This window comes from Flavobacterium sp. 5 (assembly GCF_002813295.1).
Lineage (GTDB): Bacteria > Bacteroidota > Bacteroidia > Flavobacteriales > Flavobacteriaceae > Flavobacterium.
This window is the reverse complement of record NZ_PHUE01000001.1, coordinates 4,539,938-4,556,028: the sequence shown is the minus strand read 5'-3', so window position 1 is coordinate 4,556,028 and position 16,091 is coordinate 4,539,938. Positions and strand designations below refer to the sequence as shown.

8 protein-coding genes are annotated in these 16,091 nt (G+C 31.7%); all 8 read left to right on the top strand.

Features of this window, described 5'->3' with window-relative positions:
- The first annotated feature begins 91 nt into the window (after positions 1-91).
- The 8 genes from lon (at position 92) to CLU82_RS19045 (ending at position 16,084) form a co-directional block, all read left to right on the top strand.
- Positions 92-2,545, top strand: a complete 2,454-nt coding sequence (gene lon / locus CLU82_RS19080) for an endopeptidase La (RefSeq protein ID WP_100844597.1) — start codon at positions 92-94, stop codon at positions 2,543-2,545.
- A gap of 190 nt (positions 2,546-2,735) precedes the next feature.
- Complete coding sequence (gene porQ / locus CLU82_RS19075; protein WP_100844596.1) at positions 2,736-3,758, top strand: type IX secretion system protein PorQ; 1,023 nt, start codon at positions 2,736-2,738, stop codon at positions 3,756-3,758.
- A gap of 60 nt (positions 3,759-3,818) precedes the next feature.
- Positions 3,819-4,511, top strand: coding sequence for a (d)CMP kinase (gene cmk, locus CLU82_RS19070; protein WP_100844595.1), 693 nt, complete (start codon positions 3,819-3,821; stop codon positions 4,509-4,511).
- 77 nt (positions 4,512-4,588) lie between these two features.
- Positions 4,589-5,962 (top strand): nucleoside permease, encoded by a 1,374-nt coding sequence (locus CLU82_RS19065; protein WP_100844594.1) that lies wholly within the window; start codon positions 4,589-4,591, stop codon positions 5,960-5,962.
- 395 nt (positions 5,963-6,357) lie between these two features.
- Positions 6,358-8,136, top strand: a complete 1,779-nt coding sequence (gene rpsA, locus CLU82_RS19060; protein ID WP_100844593.1) for a 30S ribosomal protein S1 — start codon at positions 6,358-6,360, stop codon at positions 8,134-8,136.
- A gap of 130 nt (positions 8,137-8,266) precedes the next feature.
- Positions 8,267-10,903 (top strand): T9SS type A sorting domain-containing protein, encoded by a 2,637-nt coding sequence (locus tag CLU82_RS19055; protein WP_100844592.1) that lies wholly within the window; start codon positions 8,267-8,269, stop codon positions 10,901-10,903.
- Positions 10,904-11,304: 401 nt separating this feature from the next.
- Entirely contained in the window at positions 11,305-15,117 is a 3,813-nt protein-coding gene (locus tag CLU82_RS19050; RefSeq protein ID WP_100844591.1) for a gliding motility-associated C-terminal domain-containing protein, read from the top strand.
- A gap of 28 nt (positions 15,118-15,145) precedes the next feature.
- Positions 15,146-16,084, top strand: a complete 939-nt coding sequence (locus CLU82_RS19045; RefSeq protein WP_100844590.1) for a type IX secretion system membrane protein PorP/SprF — start codon at positions 15,146-15,148, stop codon at positions 16,082-16,084.
- Positions 16,085-16,091: the final 7 nt, after the last annotated feature.

Here is a 16,091-nt window from a genome sequence, read left to right as displayed (position 1 = left end):
ATACATCAATATTAGTTTAAAATATTGTTGTGATACCTTATATTTGCGTTCCTATCTAAAAAATTAATGACAAAAAGACTTAAATACTACTATGTCAAATCATAAAATACTTACTATTGACAATCTGTCACTTCAAGAATTTGATTCGGAAGCCGAATTAATTCCATTATTGACTCCTGAGGATGAGGAAGAAATGAATAATGAAGAATTACCGGAATTTTTACCAATTTTACCTTTACGAAATACTGTTTTGTTTCCAGGAGTTGTTATCCCAATTTCGGCAGGGAGAGATAAATCGATAAAATTGATTAACGACGCCAATGCTGATGGAAAAGTAATTGGAGTAGTGGCTCAAATCAACGAAGATGATGAAGATCCTACATTTGATGATATCAATAAAGTTGGAACTGTAGCCCGTATTCTTCGTGTTTTAAAAATGCCCGATGGGAATGTAACCGTTATTCTTCAAGGGAAAAAGCGTTTCGAAATTGACGAAGTAGTATCGGATTCACCTTATTTGAAAGCAAAAATCAAAGAAGTTCCTGAAAAAAGACCAGCTAAAAAAGATACTGAATTCAATGCTATTATTGATTCCGTAAAAGAATTAGCTGTTAAAATTATCAGCGAAAGCCCAAATATTCCAACAGAAGCTACTTTTGCTATTAAAAACATTGGAAGTCCTTCGTTCTTGATCAATTTTGTTTCTTCCAACATGAATTTATCTGTTAAGGAAAAACAAGACTTGTTATCTATCAATGGATTAAAAGAGCGTGCTTTAGAAACGCTTCGTTACATGAATGTGGAGCTGCAAAAACTAGAGCTCAAAAATGATATCCAATCCAAAGTCCGTTTTGATTTAGACCAACAGCAAAGAGAATATTTCCTGCATCAGCAAATGAAAACCATCCAAGAAGAATTGGGAGGCGTTTCACATGAGGAAGAGATTGACGAAATGAGCTTGAAGGCTAAAACCAAAAATTGGGATGAAAAAACGCAGACACATTTTGAAAAAGAATTGTCGAAAATGCGCAGAATGAATCCGCAAGCTCCTGATTTTGGAATTCAGAGAAATTATTTAGAATTGTTTTTAGATTTGCCTTGGAGCGATTATTCTAAAGATAATTTTGACTTAAAACATGCTCAAAAAATATTAGACAAAGATCATTTTGGTCTAGAAGATGTCAAAAAGAGAATGATTGAACATTTGGCCGTTCTTAAATTAAGAAACGACATGAAATCACCAATTATTTGTTTAACAGGACCTCCAGGAGTTGGTAAAACTTCTATTGGCCGATCTGTTGCAGAAGCATTGGGCAGAGAATATGTACGTATCTCTTTAGGTGGTTTACGTGATGAAGCTGAAATCCGCGGACATAGAAAAACCTATATTGGTGCTATGCCAGGACGTATTATTCAGAGTTTAAAAAAAGCTGGAACATCTAATCCAGTATTTGTTTTGGATGAAATTGATAAATTATCGTCTAGTCATAGCGGCGATCCATCATCTGCATTATTAGAGGTTTTAGATCCTGAACAAAACAATGCTTTTTATGACAATTTCCTTGAAATGGGTTATGATTTATCTAAAGTGATGTTTATAGCAACTTCAAATAACATGTCAGCTATCCAGCCTGCATTGATTGACAGAATGGAAGTTATTAAAATGTCTGGATACACTATTGAAGAAAAAGTTGAAATTGCCAGAAAACATTTGTTCTCAAAACAATTGACTGCCCATGGATTAAAAGCTAAAGATTTGACTATTGGTAAAAAACAATTGGAGAAAATCGTCGAAGGCTATACACGTGAATCTGGAGTTCGCGGATTAGAAAATAAAATTGCTCAAATCGTTCGTAATGCTGCCAAATCAGTAGCAATGGATGAAGAATACAATAAAAAAGTAACTGACGAAGATATTATCAAAGTTCTTGGCGTTCCAAGATTAGAAAGAGACAAGTACGAAAACAATGAAGTTGCTGGTGTTGTAACTGGCCTTGCCTGGACAAGTGTAGGCGGAGATATTTTATTTATTGAATCACTTCTTTCACCAGGAAAAGGTTCAATGACAATTACTGGAAATCTAGGTATTGTAATGAAGGAATCGGCAACAATTGCTTTAGAATATATTAAAGCTAATGCTGAATTATTAGGATTAAATCCTGAAGTATTAACTAAATACAACATCCATTTACACGTACCAGAAGGAGCTACTCCAAAAGATGGTCCTAGTGCTGGTATTGCGATGCTGACATCTTTAGTTTCTTTACTTTCTCAAAAAAGAGTGAAGAAAAACTTAGCCATGACAGGAGAAATTACTTTGAGAGGAAAAGTTTTGCCTGTAGGAGGTATTAAAGAAAAAATATTAGCTGCCAAAAGAGCCAATATCAAAGAAATCATCTTATGTCATGAAAACAAAAGTGATATTGATGAAATTAAAGCTGAATACTTAGAAGGTCTTAGTTTTCACTATGTAAAAGAAATGAGCGAAGTATTAGAATTAGCCATTACAAAAGACAAAGTCAAAAATGCAAAAGATTTAAAATAAATCTGAATCGTTTAATATTTTAAATTCCAAATTTCGATCCCGAATCAAATCGGTGTTATTGAAATTTGGAATTTATTTTTAGATTTAGATCTGATTATTTTCTCTACCAGAATTTTATTTATAGCCATTTATTAGCTCTTATTTTTGTAAGTTTGACACTTGGAATTCCAAACTTACTTTTAAACATTATATGTCCCAAAAACTTATAATTTATTATTTGCTCTTAATTTGTTCTGTTTCATACGGACAAATAGGAGGGAAGTACACTTATGAGTTTTTAAATTTGATTACTTCACCAAGACAAGCTGCATTGGGAGGAAAAACAATTACCATTTATGATGAAGATGTCAATCAGGCACTTTTTAATCCTGCATCAATCAATGAAGAAATGGACAATCATTTGTCTTTAAATTATGGTAATTATTACCAAGAGGTTACTTATGGAACCGCTTCTTACGCTTACACTTACGATCAGCATTTGCAAACATTTCAAGCAGGCATCAATTACATCAATTATGGGAAATTTGATGGATATGATGAAAACGGATTACCAACTTCCTCATTTACAGGAAGTGAAATAGCACTTTCTCTGGGCTACGCTTACAATATTCCATACACAGACATTCATATAGGAGCTAATGCAAAATTTATAGAATCTACATTAGAAAGCTATAACTCTTTTGGAGCAGCAGTAGATTTAGGTATGGTGTATATTGATGAAAAAAACGATGTAAATTGGGCTTTAACCCTAATGAATATTGGAACACAATTCACCACCTACGACGGAACGAGAGAACAACTGCCTTTTGAAATTATCGCAGGTGTTTCTCAAGAACTAGAACATGTGCCTTTACGCTGGCACTTAACTGTTGAAAATCTACAACAATGGAATTTGTCTTTTTCAAATCCTGTTAATTCACAAACTTCGATTGATGGCACTGTTACCGAAGAAAAAGTATCGTTTTTTAACAATGCTCTTCGTCACATGATTTTGGGTGCAGAACTTTTCCCTAAAAAAGCCTTTAATATTAGATTAGGATACAATTTTAGAAGAGGCACTGAATTACAAATTCAAGATCAACGGAATTTCTCAGGACTTTCATTGGGCTTTGGACTTAAACTGAATAAATTAAAATTAAATTACTCCTATTCTAAATATACTTTGGCAGGAAATACGAGTTTGTTTGGATTGGTAATTAATTTTGGAGAATGATTTTATATTTGAGAAAAGAATAAAGACGGAAATAATAATTCGTACACTAAATTAAAAAGCATGAAAAAAATAATCATAGCAATAGATGGATTTTCATCTACAGGAAAAAGTACATTGGCAAAACAATTGGCTAAACATTTGGGATATGTATACGTAGATACTGGCGCTATGTACCGAGCAGTAGCTTTGTATGCTATGGAAAACAAATGTATCGGCGCTGATTTTTTGGACAAAGAAAAATTAATAAACAGCTTGCCTTTAGTACGCTTGCATTTTGTATTTAATGCAGATTTAGGTTTTGCTGAAATGTATTTGAACGATGTGAATGTTGAGACTACAATCAGAACTTTAGAAGTTTCTAGTTTTGTAAGTACCGTTGCCGCTATATCAGAAGTACGTCACAAACTAGTAGAACAGCAACAAGAAATGGGTGCAGCAAAAGGAATTGTAATGGATGGCAGAGATATTGGTACGGTTGTTTTTCCTACTGCCGAACTCAAAATTTTCATGACCGCTGGCGCTGATACCCGTGCCCAAAGACGTTTTGATGAATTACAAGCAAAAGGAGATGAAGTGTCTTATGAAGAGGTTTTAAAAAACGTAGTTGAAAGAGATTATATTGACACTCATAGGGAAGATTCTCCATTGGTTATGGCTGATGACGCTATTGAAATAGATAACTCTTATTTAGATCGAAAAGAACAATTTGATGCCGTTCTTGAGTTGGTAAATGAGGTTATTAATACTTTATAATTTTTTTGGTAATCTTATTTTAAATAGTAGATTTACAGCCTCCGAATTTATTAAAAACAAAAAACACAAATCATCTTATGGGAATTAAAAATAGACTAATAATAATGAGCTTCCTTCAATTTTTTGTTTGGGGAGCTTGGTTGATTACAATTGCAAATTATTGGTTTGGAACCAAAAATTGGGAAGGAACTCAATTTGGTTTAGTTTTTGGAACCATGGGAATCGCTTCCTTATTTATGCCGACAATTGCTGGTATTATTGCCGACAGATGGGTAAATGCCGAAAGATTATATGGAATACTTCAGATTTTATATGCAGGTGTTTTGTTTTATCTCCCTGAAGTTACCACTCCAAATAGCTTTATCTATGTGATGCTTTTAGCAATGTGTTTTTACATGCCAACAATCGCTTTAAGTAATTCTATTTCTTATAATGCATTAAAAACAAACGGATTGGATGTCGTTAAAAGCTTTCCACCTATTCGCGTATTTGGAACGATTGGTTTTATAGTTGCCATGTGGATTGTCAATTTGACCGGAAATAAAGCAACATCTTATCAATTTTATATCGCTGGTATTTCGGCAATTATTTTAGGAATTTATGCATTTACACTGCCCGCGTGTAAACCACAACGTTTAATTAAAGAAAATGCATCATTGATTGATACTTTGGGTTTAGGATCGTTCAAATTATTTGTTAATTACAAAATGGCTTTATTCTTTATTTTTTCAATGTTTTTGGGTGGTGCTTTACAGTTGACAAATGCTTACGGAGATGTTTTTCTGGATGAATTTAAACATTTTCCAATCTATGCTGATTCGTTTGTAGTTAAGTATTCAACTATTATTATGTCTATTTCTCAGATTTCAGAAACGTTGTTTATATTGGCAATTCCATTTTTCCTGAAACGTTTTGGTATCAAACAAGTAATGCTAATCAGTATGCTGGCTTGGGTATTGCGTTTTGGATTATTTTCTTTTGGAAATCCAGCAGATGGTTTGTGGATGATTATCCTTTCTTGTATTGTTTACGGAATGGCTTTTGATTTCTTTAATATTTCTGGTTCTTTATTTGTAGAAACTAATACTGATAATACAAATCGTTCTTCAGCGCAAGGATTGTTTATGATGATGACTAATGGAGTAGGAGCGATATTAGGTAGTTTTACTTCGGGATGGGCGATTGACCGTTTTTTTACAAAGTCTTTTAGTACTACGAGTGATTTGGCTTCTTTTTTACATACCGATGTTACTAATTCTAAAATGTTGGAATTTATAAATAGACAAGGAAATTCAGCTACTGATGGAGTTTTACATCACGTAATTATGATGAAGGATTGGCATCAGATTTGGCTAGCATTTGCTATTTATTCATTAATTATTGCAATTGCATTTGCTATCTTATTCAAACACGAGCATAATCCAAATGAAGTGGAAATATTGAATCATTAAAATTATATTTCTTCAGAAAAAATAAATCAATCCTAACAGTTATTTGTTGGGATTTTTTTTAGCAGATAAACCACAATTAAATCTATCTAGCCCCGATGGAAGGGAATATCCTTTTTATTTTTTTTCAAAAATAAAAAGATTAGGAATGACAGCGGGAACTTTCCCAACAAATATGCCTTATCATTCGCTTCTAAGCCTTTTTTTGGGTTCTTTTTGTAATAGTTGTAAATATCTTGTTATAAATATTTTGCCATGTTATATAAAAGAATTAATTTTGCACACCTTTTGGCAGAGAAGAGTTTCCTTTAGGTATCAACTATTTATGTAAAACAACTTCTGTTTTTTCTATCACTTTAAGAAACTCAAGATAAACAGAATACAAATTTTTTATCAGCATGTCTGAACAATTAAAATCACAAGAAGAGTTTTTAGCAAATTTTAACTGGCATAACTTCGAAGAAGGTATCGATGCAGTAGATGAGAAAAACTTATTAGAATTCGAAGAACTAGTATCAAAAACTTTCATCGCTACAGATCAAGAAGAAGTAGTAGAAGGAGTAGTTGTTAGAATTACAGATAGAGACGTTATCGTTGATATCAACGCAAAATCGGAAGGTGTTATTTCATTAAATGAATTCCGTTATAACCCAGCATTAAAAGTAGGTGATAAAGTTGAAGTATTAATTGACATCCGTGAGGACAAAACTGGTCAATTAGTATTATCTCACAGAAAAGCACGTACTATCAAATCATGGGATAGAGTTATTGCTGCAAACGAAACAGGTGAAATCGTTAATGGTTTTGTAAAATGCAGAACTAAAGGTGGTATGATCGTTGATGTTTTCGGAATTGAAGCATTCTTACCAGGATCTCAAATTGATGTTAAACCAATTAGAGATTATGATGTTTACGTAAACAAAATGATGGAATTTAAAGTTGTGAAAATCAACCACGAATTCAAAAATGTTGTTGTATCTCATAAAGCGCTTATCGAGGCTGATATTGAAGTACAGAAAAAAGAAATCATCGGTCAATTACAAAAAGGACAAGTATTAGAAGGTGTTGTTAAAAACATTACTTCTTATGGTGTGTTTATTGACTTAGGTGGTGTTGATGGATTAATTCACATTACTGACCTTTCTTGGAGTAGAATCAACCACCCAAGTGAAGTTCTTGAATTAGACCAAAAATTAAACGTTGTAATCCTTGATTTCGATGATGAGAAAACAAGAATTCAATTAGGATTGAAACAATTAAACGCTCACCCATGGGATGCTTTAAATGCTGATTTAAAAATTGGTGATAAAGTAAACGGTAAAGTAGTTGTAATAGCTGATTACGGTGCTTTCATCGAAGTTGCTGAAGGTGTTGAAGGTTTAATCCACGTTTCTGAAATGTCATGGTCTACTCATTTACGTTCTGCTCAAGATTTCGTGAAAGTTGGAGATGTTGTTGAAGCTGTTATCTTAACTTTAGATAGAGATGACCGTAAAATGTCATTAGGTATCAAACAATTAACTCAAGATCCATGGACTGATATCACTTCTAAATACCCAGTAGGTTCTAAACATACAGGTATCGTTAGAAACTTTACAAACTTTGGTATTTTCGTAGAATTAGAAGAAGGAATTGATGGATTAATCTACATTTCTGACCTTTCTTGGACTAAGAAAATCAAACACCCATCTGAATTTGTAAATGTTGGTGAAAAATTAGACGTAGTTGTATTAGAATTAGATGTTGATGGACGTAAATTATCTTTAGGTCACAAACAAACTACTGCTAATCCTTGGGATCAATACGAAGATTCATTCGCAGTTGGAACTATCCACTCAGGTGAAATCTCTGAAATCGTTGACAAAGGAGCTACTGTAGAATTCGGAGAAGATATCGTTGCTTTCATTCCTACTCGTCACCTTGAAAAAGAAGACGGTAAAAAATTGAAAAAAGGTGATACTGCTGAATTTAAAGTAATTGAATTCAACAAAGAATTCAAAAGAGTAGTTGCTTCTCACACTGCTATCTTCCGTGAAGAAGAAGAGAAAAATGTGAAAACTGCAACTGAAAATACTTCATCTGCATCTACTACAAACGCACCAGCTGCAACTTTAGGAGATAACAATGATGTATTAGCTGCATTGAAAGCTAAAATGGAAAAATCAGAGAAAAAATAATTCTTAGATTTTTTGAATATAGAAGCCTCGCAAATTGCGGGGCTTTTTTTATGACTTTTTTTATTTATTTTAACAAGAAAAAGCGTTTGACAATTTTAAAAGTTTACATTTGTTTTCTAAAAATTTATTTATGAAAAAAATCTACTTTTTGATATTGGCTTTTTGTTTTTTTAATGGTTTGAACGCGCAGATTATAAATTTTCTAGATGCAACTTTTAAAGCTAAATTGTTAAAGGCTGATACTGATATTTATATTACTATAAATACAGATGGTAGTCCATTTAAGGTTGATGCAAATAACGATGGAGAAATAGAAGTAAGTGAAGCATTAAATGTTGATAAATTGGTACTTATTGGGTCAGGAATTTCTAGTTTAAGTGGAATTGAAAATTTTACAAATCTAACCTCATTAAATTGTCAAGGAAATGAATTAGCAAATTTGGATGTAAACACTTTGTTATTGCTTAAATATCTAGATTGCAGTTATAATCAACTAGAAAGTTTAACTTTAAGTTTAAATGATCTCAAGGATTTAGACTGTTCCAACAACAAATTAGCAAGTCTAAATATATCAAATCATTTGAGTCTAAATAATTTAAATTGTAACAATAATAATTTATCATTATTAGATGTTAAAGGAAATAATGAACTTATAAGTTTAGATTGTGGTAAAAATAAAATTTCTGATTTAAATTTAGTGGGATTATCAAATCTGCATAGCATAGTTTGCAACGAAAATATTTTAACTAACTTAGATATTAGCGGATTAACTTCCCTAACGTCAATTGATTGCTACAATAATAAATTAACAAATATAGATTTAAATAAAAATATCAATTTACAAGATCTAGACTGCTCATCAAATTTACTAACAAATGTAGATTTAAATGGATTATCAAATCTATATTTATTGAATTTATTTGAAAATAAGATAACCACACTTGATCTTACAGGACTATCAGAACTACTATATTTAAGTTTTTTTGATAATAATATTGAAACTATTACTTTTAAAAATTCTCCCAAAATAACTGATTTGGATGGTGGGAAAAACCCAATTGAATTTATTGATTTATCTCAATTGCCTAATCTGGAAATATTATGGTTAGGGGATACTTCAATACATTCTTTAGACTTAAGCAATTCAAATAAACTCAAAGGAGCTAATGTATCTAGTTGTCCAAATTTAGAATCTATAAATCTAAAAAATGGTAGTGTTGAAGATTTAAATTATTTGGAGGTTGAATTACAAAATTATTATCATACAGATTACAGTAATTTCTCTAACTGCCCTAAACTAAAATACATTTGCGGAGATGAAGGAGAACTGGAATCGATTTCTCTAAAAATAGCTGGATACAACTATACAAATTGTGTTGTTGGCGGATATTGCTCATTTGAAAATGGAGGAACAAACTTTACTATTCAAGGAAATAACAGAATAGATAATAATAAAAATGGCTGTGATGTTTTGGATTTACCAGCTTCAAATATAAAATTTAGCATTTCAGACGGAATTGAAACAGGAACCGTAATTACTAATACATCAGGTAATTATTCTGTAAAAGTTAAAGAAGGAACTTATATGGTAACTCCAATTTTAGAAAATGCTGAATATTTTACTATTTCTCCAAGCTCCATAAATATTACCTTTCCAACAGATATCCCTACATTTATTCAAGATTTTTGTATTGCACCCATTGATTCTCATAAAGATCTAGAAATCATCTTAATGCCATTAGAAGCGGCTAGACCAGGCTTTGATGCGAAGTATAAAATAATCTATAAAAACAAAGGTAATATTGTACAATCTGGATTGGTAAATCTGACTTTTGAAGATATTATTTTAGATTTGGTGATTTCGAGTCCAGTCGTTTCCAGTCAAAGCTTAAATAATTTATCTTGGAATTTCTCTAATTTACAACCTTTTGAAACTCGTGAGATAACATTTACCATAAATTTAAATGGACCAATGGAAATACCTGCGATTATAAATGGAGCTAGTTTGCGTTATAAAGCAACAATAAACTCCACCGAAACTGATGAGAATACGAATGATAATACTTTTTATTTTGATCATAAAGTAGTAGGGGCATATGACCCAAATGACAAAACTTGTTTGGAAGGAGATGTCATTACACCAGAGTTAATCGGAGAGTATGTTCATTATATGATTCGTTTTGAAAATACAGGAACTTATCAAGCACAGAATATTGTAGTAAAAGATATGATTGATCTATCTAAATTTGACATTTCGACTTTAATTCCAACAAGTTCAAGCCATTCATTTATTACTAAGATTTCTGAAGGAAATAAAGTAGAGTTTATTTTTGAAAACATTAATCTTCCTTTTGACGATGCAAATAATGACGGTTATATTGCTTTTAAAATCAAAACAAAACCAACTCTTGTTACTGGAGACTCATTTGATAACGAAGCTAATATTTATTTTGATTATAATTTTCCAATTCTCACTAACAAAGCAACTTCAACCTTTAAAACAGCATTAGCCACTCAGGATTTTGAGTTTTCAAATTATTTAACTGTGTATCCTGTCCCTGCAAATGATATTTTGAATATCAATACTACACGAGCTATAGAAATAAAATCGTTAGCCATCTATGATATTATAGGTCAAATAGTTATTGCAGTTCCAAATGCAAAATCGGTTTCTAAAATTGATGTTTCAAAACTTACAACAGGGAATTATTTCATAAAAATAAATTCAGATAAAGGTAGCTCGAGTATGAAGTTCATTAAAAATTAGCTTTGATTTGTTTGATCTGTTTTTTTGATTCAAAAGCACATACTAACAATAACTATAATGTATTAACTTCATTAAAAACTAAAATAAAAAAAACAAAAAATAATTCTTAAATTTTTCCGAATATAGAGCTCCACAAAAATGTGGAGCTTTTTTTATATTCAATATTTTAATCAATAAAAAATTAATAAAAAAGTCGTATTATTGTTTAAAAATCTTACATTAAGAAAGTTTACTTTTTAGTTCTAATATTTTTTTTTACATCTAATATTGCAATACTTGTTACCCATTTTAAGGCAACTTAAGTTATTATATACATATAAAGCATATAAATCAATTAAAAAGCATAAAACTGCATTTTAAAATCTGAAAATGCTTATTTTTGATAAAACTAAACAAATTTTATGGTTCGAAATTTACTTTTCTCCTCCAAATTTACATTTCCAACTTATCTGATCATTTTACTTTTTTTTGTCTTTTCTATAGACATGAATGCTCAATGTGCTGGAGATGATCATAATTTTTCAGTTTGTGATATAGCAAATATTAGTAGTCAATCTATTGATTTAAATACATATTTAGATCCAATGCACACTATTGGGGGTACTTGGAGTGATGACGATAATTCGGGTGGATTCAATATAGCTACTGGTATTTTAAATGCTCAAAAAATATATGTAGCGGGTATTTATCATTATACCTATACGGTAAATGGAAATGCTGCTTGTATTGATAACACAGCTACTATAGAAGTTACAATTGGTGGATATGCTGGAATTCCAGGTCCAAATAATTCAATCTGTAGTTCAGATCATTCATATAGTTTGTTTCAAGTTTTTAAAGGAACACCAATTTTAGCACCTCAAAGTGGAGGTACTTGGGAGGGGCTAGATTATACAGGGGGCTTAAATACTATAACTGGTGATTTGAATGCATCTATTCCTCCTCCGTATAACACATATTCCTATAAATATACAATACAAGCTTTTGGTGTCTGTCCAGAAACATCATCTCAAATTTCCGTATCTATTTATCGTTCTCCAGAACCAGGTACACCCAATTACTTATCACTATGTTCCAACCAACTTAGTGCATACACAAATGTAGATTTATATAATCAATTGGATGGTGAAGATATTGGCGGAGTATGGTCTGAATCAGGAACATCGGAACTTAGTAGCGGTACAGACTCTACAATTGATATTCAAAATATATACAATACTAAAGGACCAGGATATTATCGTTTTACATACACTGTGAAACCTCCAAAGGATGATCGCGTTTGTACCGAGCAGTCAGCCACTGTTATTATTTCGCTAGGTGAACAGCTAGATTTTACAAATGCAACACTAAAAATAAACCCTAATCCAGTTTGCGAAAATGAAATGGAAACTACAATATATTCTGCAACTTTAAAAGAGGGACTTAAACCAATTGCAAACGGAAGTTATAGAGTAAGTTATACAATTTCTGGGATGGGGTCATTTATTACAACCGCATTTTTTTCTGGTGGCAAATTAAATTTCTTTTTGCCAACATTTTCTCAAGTTAAAGATTACACAATAAGCATAGTTGATGTAACATTGATTAGTAGCCCAGTTTTATGTTCAAGTATCATAGGAACAATTCAAGATGTATTGAGTATTAAACCAAGTCCAAAAATTGATGCAGCCACTCTTACTATTGATCCAGTATGTTTAGGAGCAGATGCTATAGTTCAATTTTCAGGAACTTCTAATCTTACAGATGGAAATTACGATATTGTTTACAATTTAAGTGATAAAAACACATTAAATGGGATACCTGCCACTATGAATATAATAGGAGGAAAAGCTACTTTCCTTATTCCTGCTTTATATATTCCAAGGACAGGTAATACCAAAATTACAATTGTTAAAATTACCAACCGAAATACAGGTTGTTTTAATTCCTCAACACTTGGACAAGATTTTACAGTAAATCCATCATTAGATATGAGTAATTTAGGAGTTACAGTTAAAGATGCTTGCATAAATCAAGATACAGAGGTAAAGCTAACAGGTTTAGGGACATTAACTAAAATCGAAGTAACCTATAACCTTTCTGTAAGCAATATTACTACTTCTAGAGTTATTTCTCTAATTGCGGGATCAGGTGAAGTTAAATTTTCAATTCAAGGTATTGATATCCCAAATAGTGGACCGACCACTATTACTATAAATAGTATAACAAACATTTTAACAGGTTGTTTTATTGATCACATAAATAAGGGGGCTAATTTTAAAGTTAATCCGCTACCAAATAAACCTTTACTAGGTCCACAGTCTTTCTGTACAGCTGATAATGCAACTGTTGCAAATTTACCACTTCAAGGAAATCAATACCAATGGTTTGATTCTGTAACAAGTACAATACCATTAACTAGTACTACATCTTTACAAACTAAAGATTATTTTGTAAAAGAAACAAACCTAATAACAGGTTGTTCTTCAGATTTACAAACAGTCCCTGTAGTCATAAATGTCACACCTCAAATTAATAGTGCTATACTATCAATCGCAACAGTGTGCCAGTTTTCTGATGTAAAAGTAGATTTAAGAAATACGAGCCTTCCCGATGGGGATTATACTATTGTTTATAATTTGACTGGAAAGAATACGGCTACTGCCATAACAGCTGTTCTAACTATTTCTGGTGGAACTGGTCGTGGTCCATTTACAATTCTGTCGAACTTAGTTCCAAATGCGGGTCAATCTATTGTCACAATTACGAATATTACCAATCCTAGTAACTGCTCAAACACGGTAAGCAATACTATAAGTAAATCTTTCACAATAGAAGCTTCGCCAGATATAACTAATTTAAATATAACCATTAAAGATATTTGTAAAGGGGAGCCAGCAAAGATAGAATTATCAGGTTTAGGAGCATTAACCGATATAAATATCAATTACTCATTAGAGGGAGCAAATACAGTTATCCCAAGAACAATTTCATTAAATGTTGTTGATGGAAATGTCAATTTTGAGATTCTTGCAACCGATGTACCTAATTCAGGACCAACACTTTTTACGATGAGTAGTATAACCAATCGATCAAATGGTTGTGCATTAAATATGGAAAAAAAGGTTAATTTTACTGTAAATCCACTTCCTGATGTTTCCAATATAGCTATTACAGTCAATAACGGTTGTCCTAATCTCCCACTTAATGTAAATGTTACCGGATTAGGAATTTTAACTAAAGTTACGTTCAATTATACAGTATTATCTGGTACGAATATAATTAATTTACAAACTGACCCATTGGATGTGACAGAAGGAACTACTGATTTTACTATCCCCGGTTCAGCACTTAGTGTTTCAGGTACCAATTCATTAGTTATAAATGATATTACTAATTTGGTAACTAATTGTTCCTCTGAAATAAATTCTATTTCTCAAAATTTTAATATACTACCAATTCCGAGTAATCCAACTGCGGATAATCAAGAATTTTGCGAAAAAAATTTGGCAACTGTAACTAATTTAATACCAAACGAAACACAATACAAATGGTATGATTCAGCAATCAGTACAACACCATTGCAACCTAACACCCCCTTGATTGAAGGCAATTATTATCTAAAGGAAGTAAGCCCTGCAGGATGCGAATCGAATGCTACAACTATTAGTGTAGTATTAAACAGCGTAGCAACTCCAACATTAAATTCAAATGGGCAAAATTATTGTGGAGCCGATAAACCTACAATTCAAAATTTATCCAATAACACTACTTACACAGGAGATTTAACCTGGTACAATACACCAACTAGTGGAATTGCGCTTGCCAATACAGATTTACTTACAGAAGGAACTACTTACTATGGAATTGATTATAACCCTAATACCAAATGTATTTCTAACCCATTAGAAGCAATAGTTACTTTAACTTCTTGCAATGTTACACCAGATGGTTTAACAATACCAGATGGTTTTTCACCAAATGGAGATGGCGTTAATGATACATTTAAAATTTTGGATATCGAATATTTGTTTCCAAATTTTACCTTAGAAATATTCAACAGATATGGTAATATTTTATTCAAAGGAAATATAAACAAACCAGATTGGGATGGGAAAAATTCAAATTCAAGCTTCATAGATGGTGATACAGCTACAGGAGTATATTTTTATATTATCAATTATAATAAAGACAACTTCTCTCCAAGACAGGGGCAACTTTACTTAAACCGATAATTCTTTTTTTACTATTAAATTTATCCTAATGAAGAAATTAATACTTTTTGTGTTTTTTTTCCTTTCTATACTAAAGGCAACTGCTCAGCAAGAACCTCATTTTACACAGTATATGAGTAATATGAGTGTGATAAACCCTGCTTATGCAACTGCTACACCAGCAATTCTTAATTTAGGAAGTTTATATCGTTACCAATGGGCTGGGATTAAAGGTGCCCCAAAAACGATGACCTTATTTGCTCATACACCTATTAATGACAAAATAGAGACTGGGATCTCATTAATATCAGATGATATTGGGGATGGTGCAAAAAAAGAAACCAATGTTTTTGCAGATTTCGCTTATATTTTACAATTGAATGAAACACATAAACTTTCTTTTGGAGTAAAAGCTGGTTTTTCTACTATAAGTACAAACTTTAATGGATTTCAATTAAATAGCGGGGATGTTTCTACCGATTTAGCATTTGCTGAAAATACAAATGAAACTGTACCTAATTTTGGAGTTGGAGCTTACTATTTCACAGATAATTATTATGTTGGGCTATCCGTTCCAAACATATTCACCGCAGAACATATCGGATCATCGAACAACCAAGTTAATTCTTTCGGAACTCATAGAGTTCATGGTTATTTAACAGGCGGTTATGTCTTTGATATAAATGAATCTTTCAAAATAAAACCTGCTGCTATGGCTATATTTGTAGAAGGTGCTCCTGTTTCTATAGATTTGACTGCAAATGTATTGTATAATGAAAAGTTCGAACTAGGTGCTGCCTATAGATTTGGTGATGCTGTGAGTATACTAATGAATGTAAATGTAACTCCAAATCTAAGAGTTGGTTATTCTTATGATTATACTACTTCTAATCTAAGCCAATTTAACTCTGGTTCACATGAAATAGTGCTATTGTATAATTTGGATTTATTGGGTAAAGGATATAACAAATCACCTAGATTCTTTTAAAAAAGTA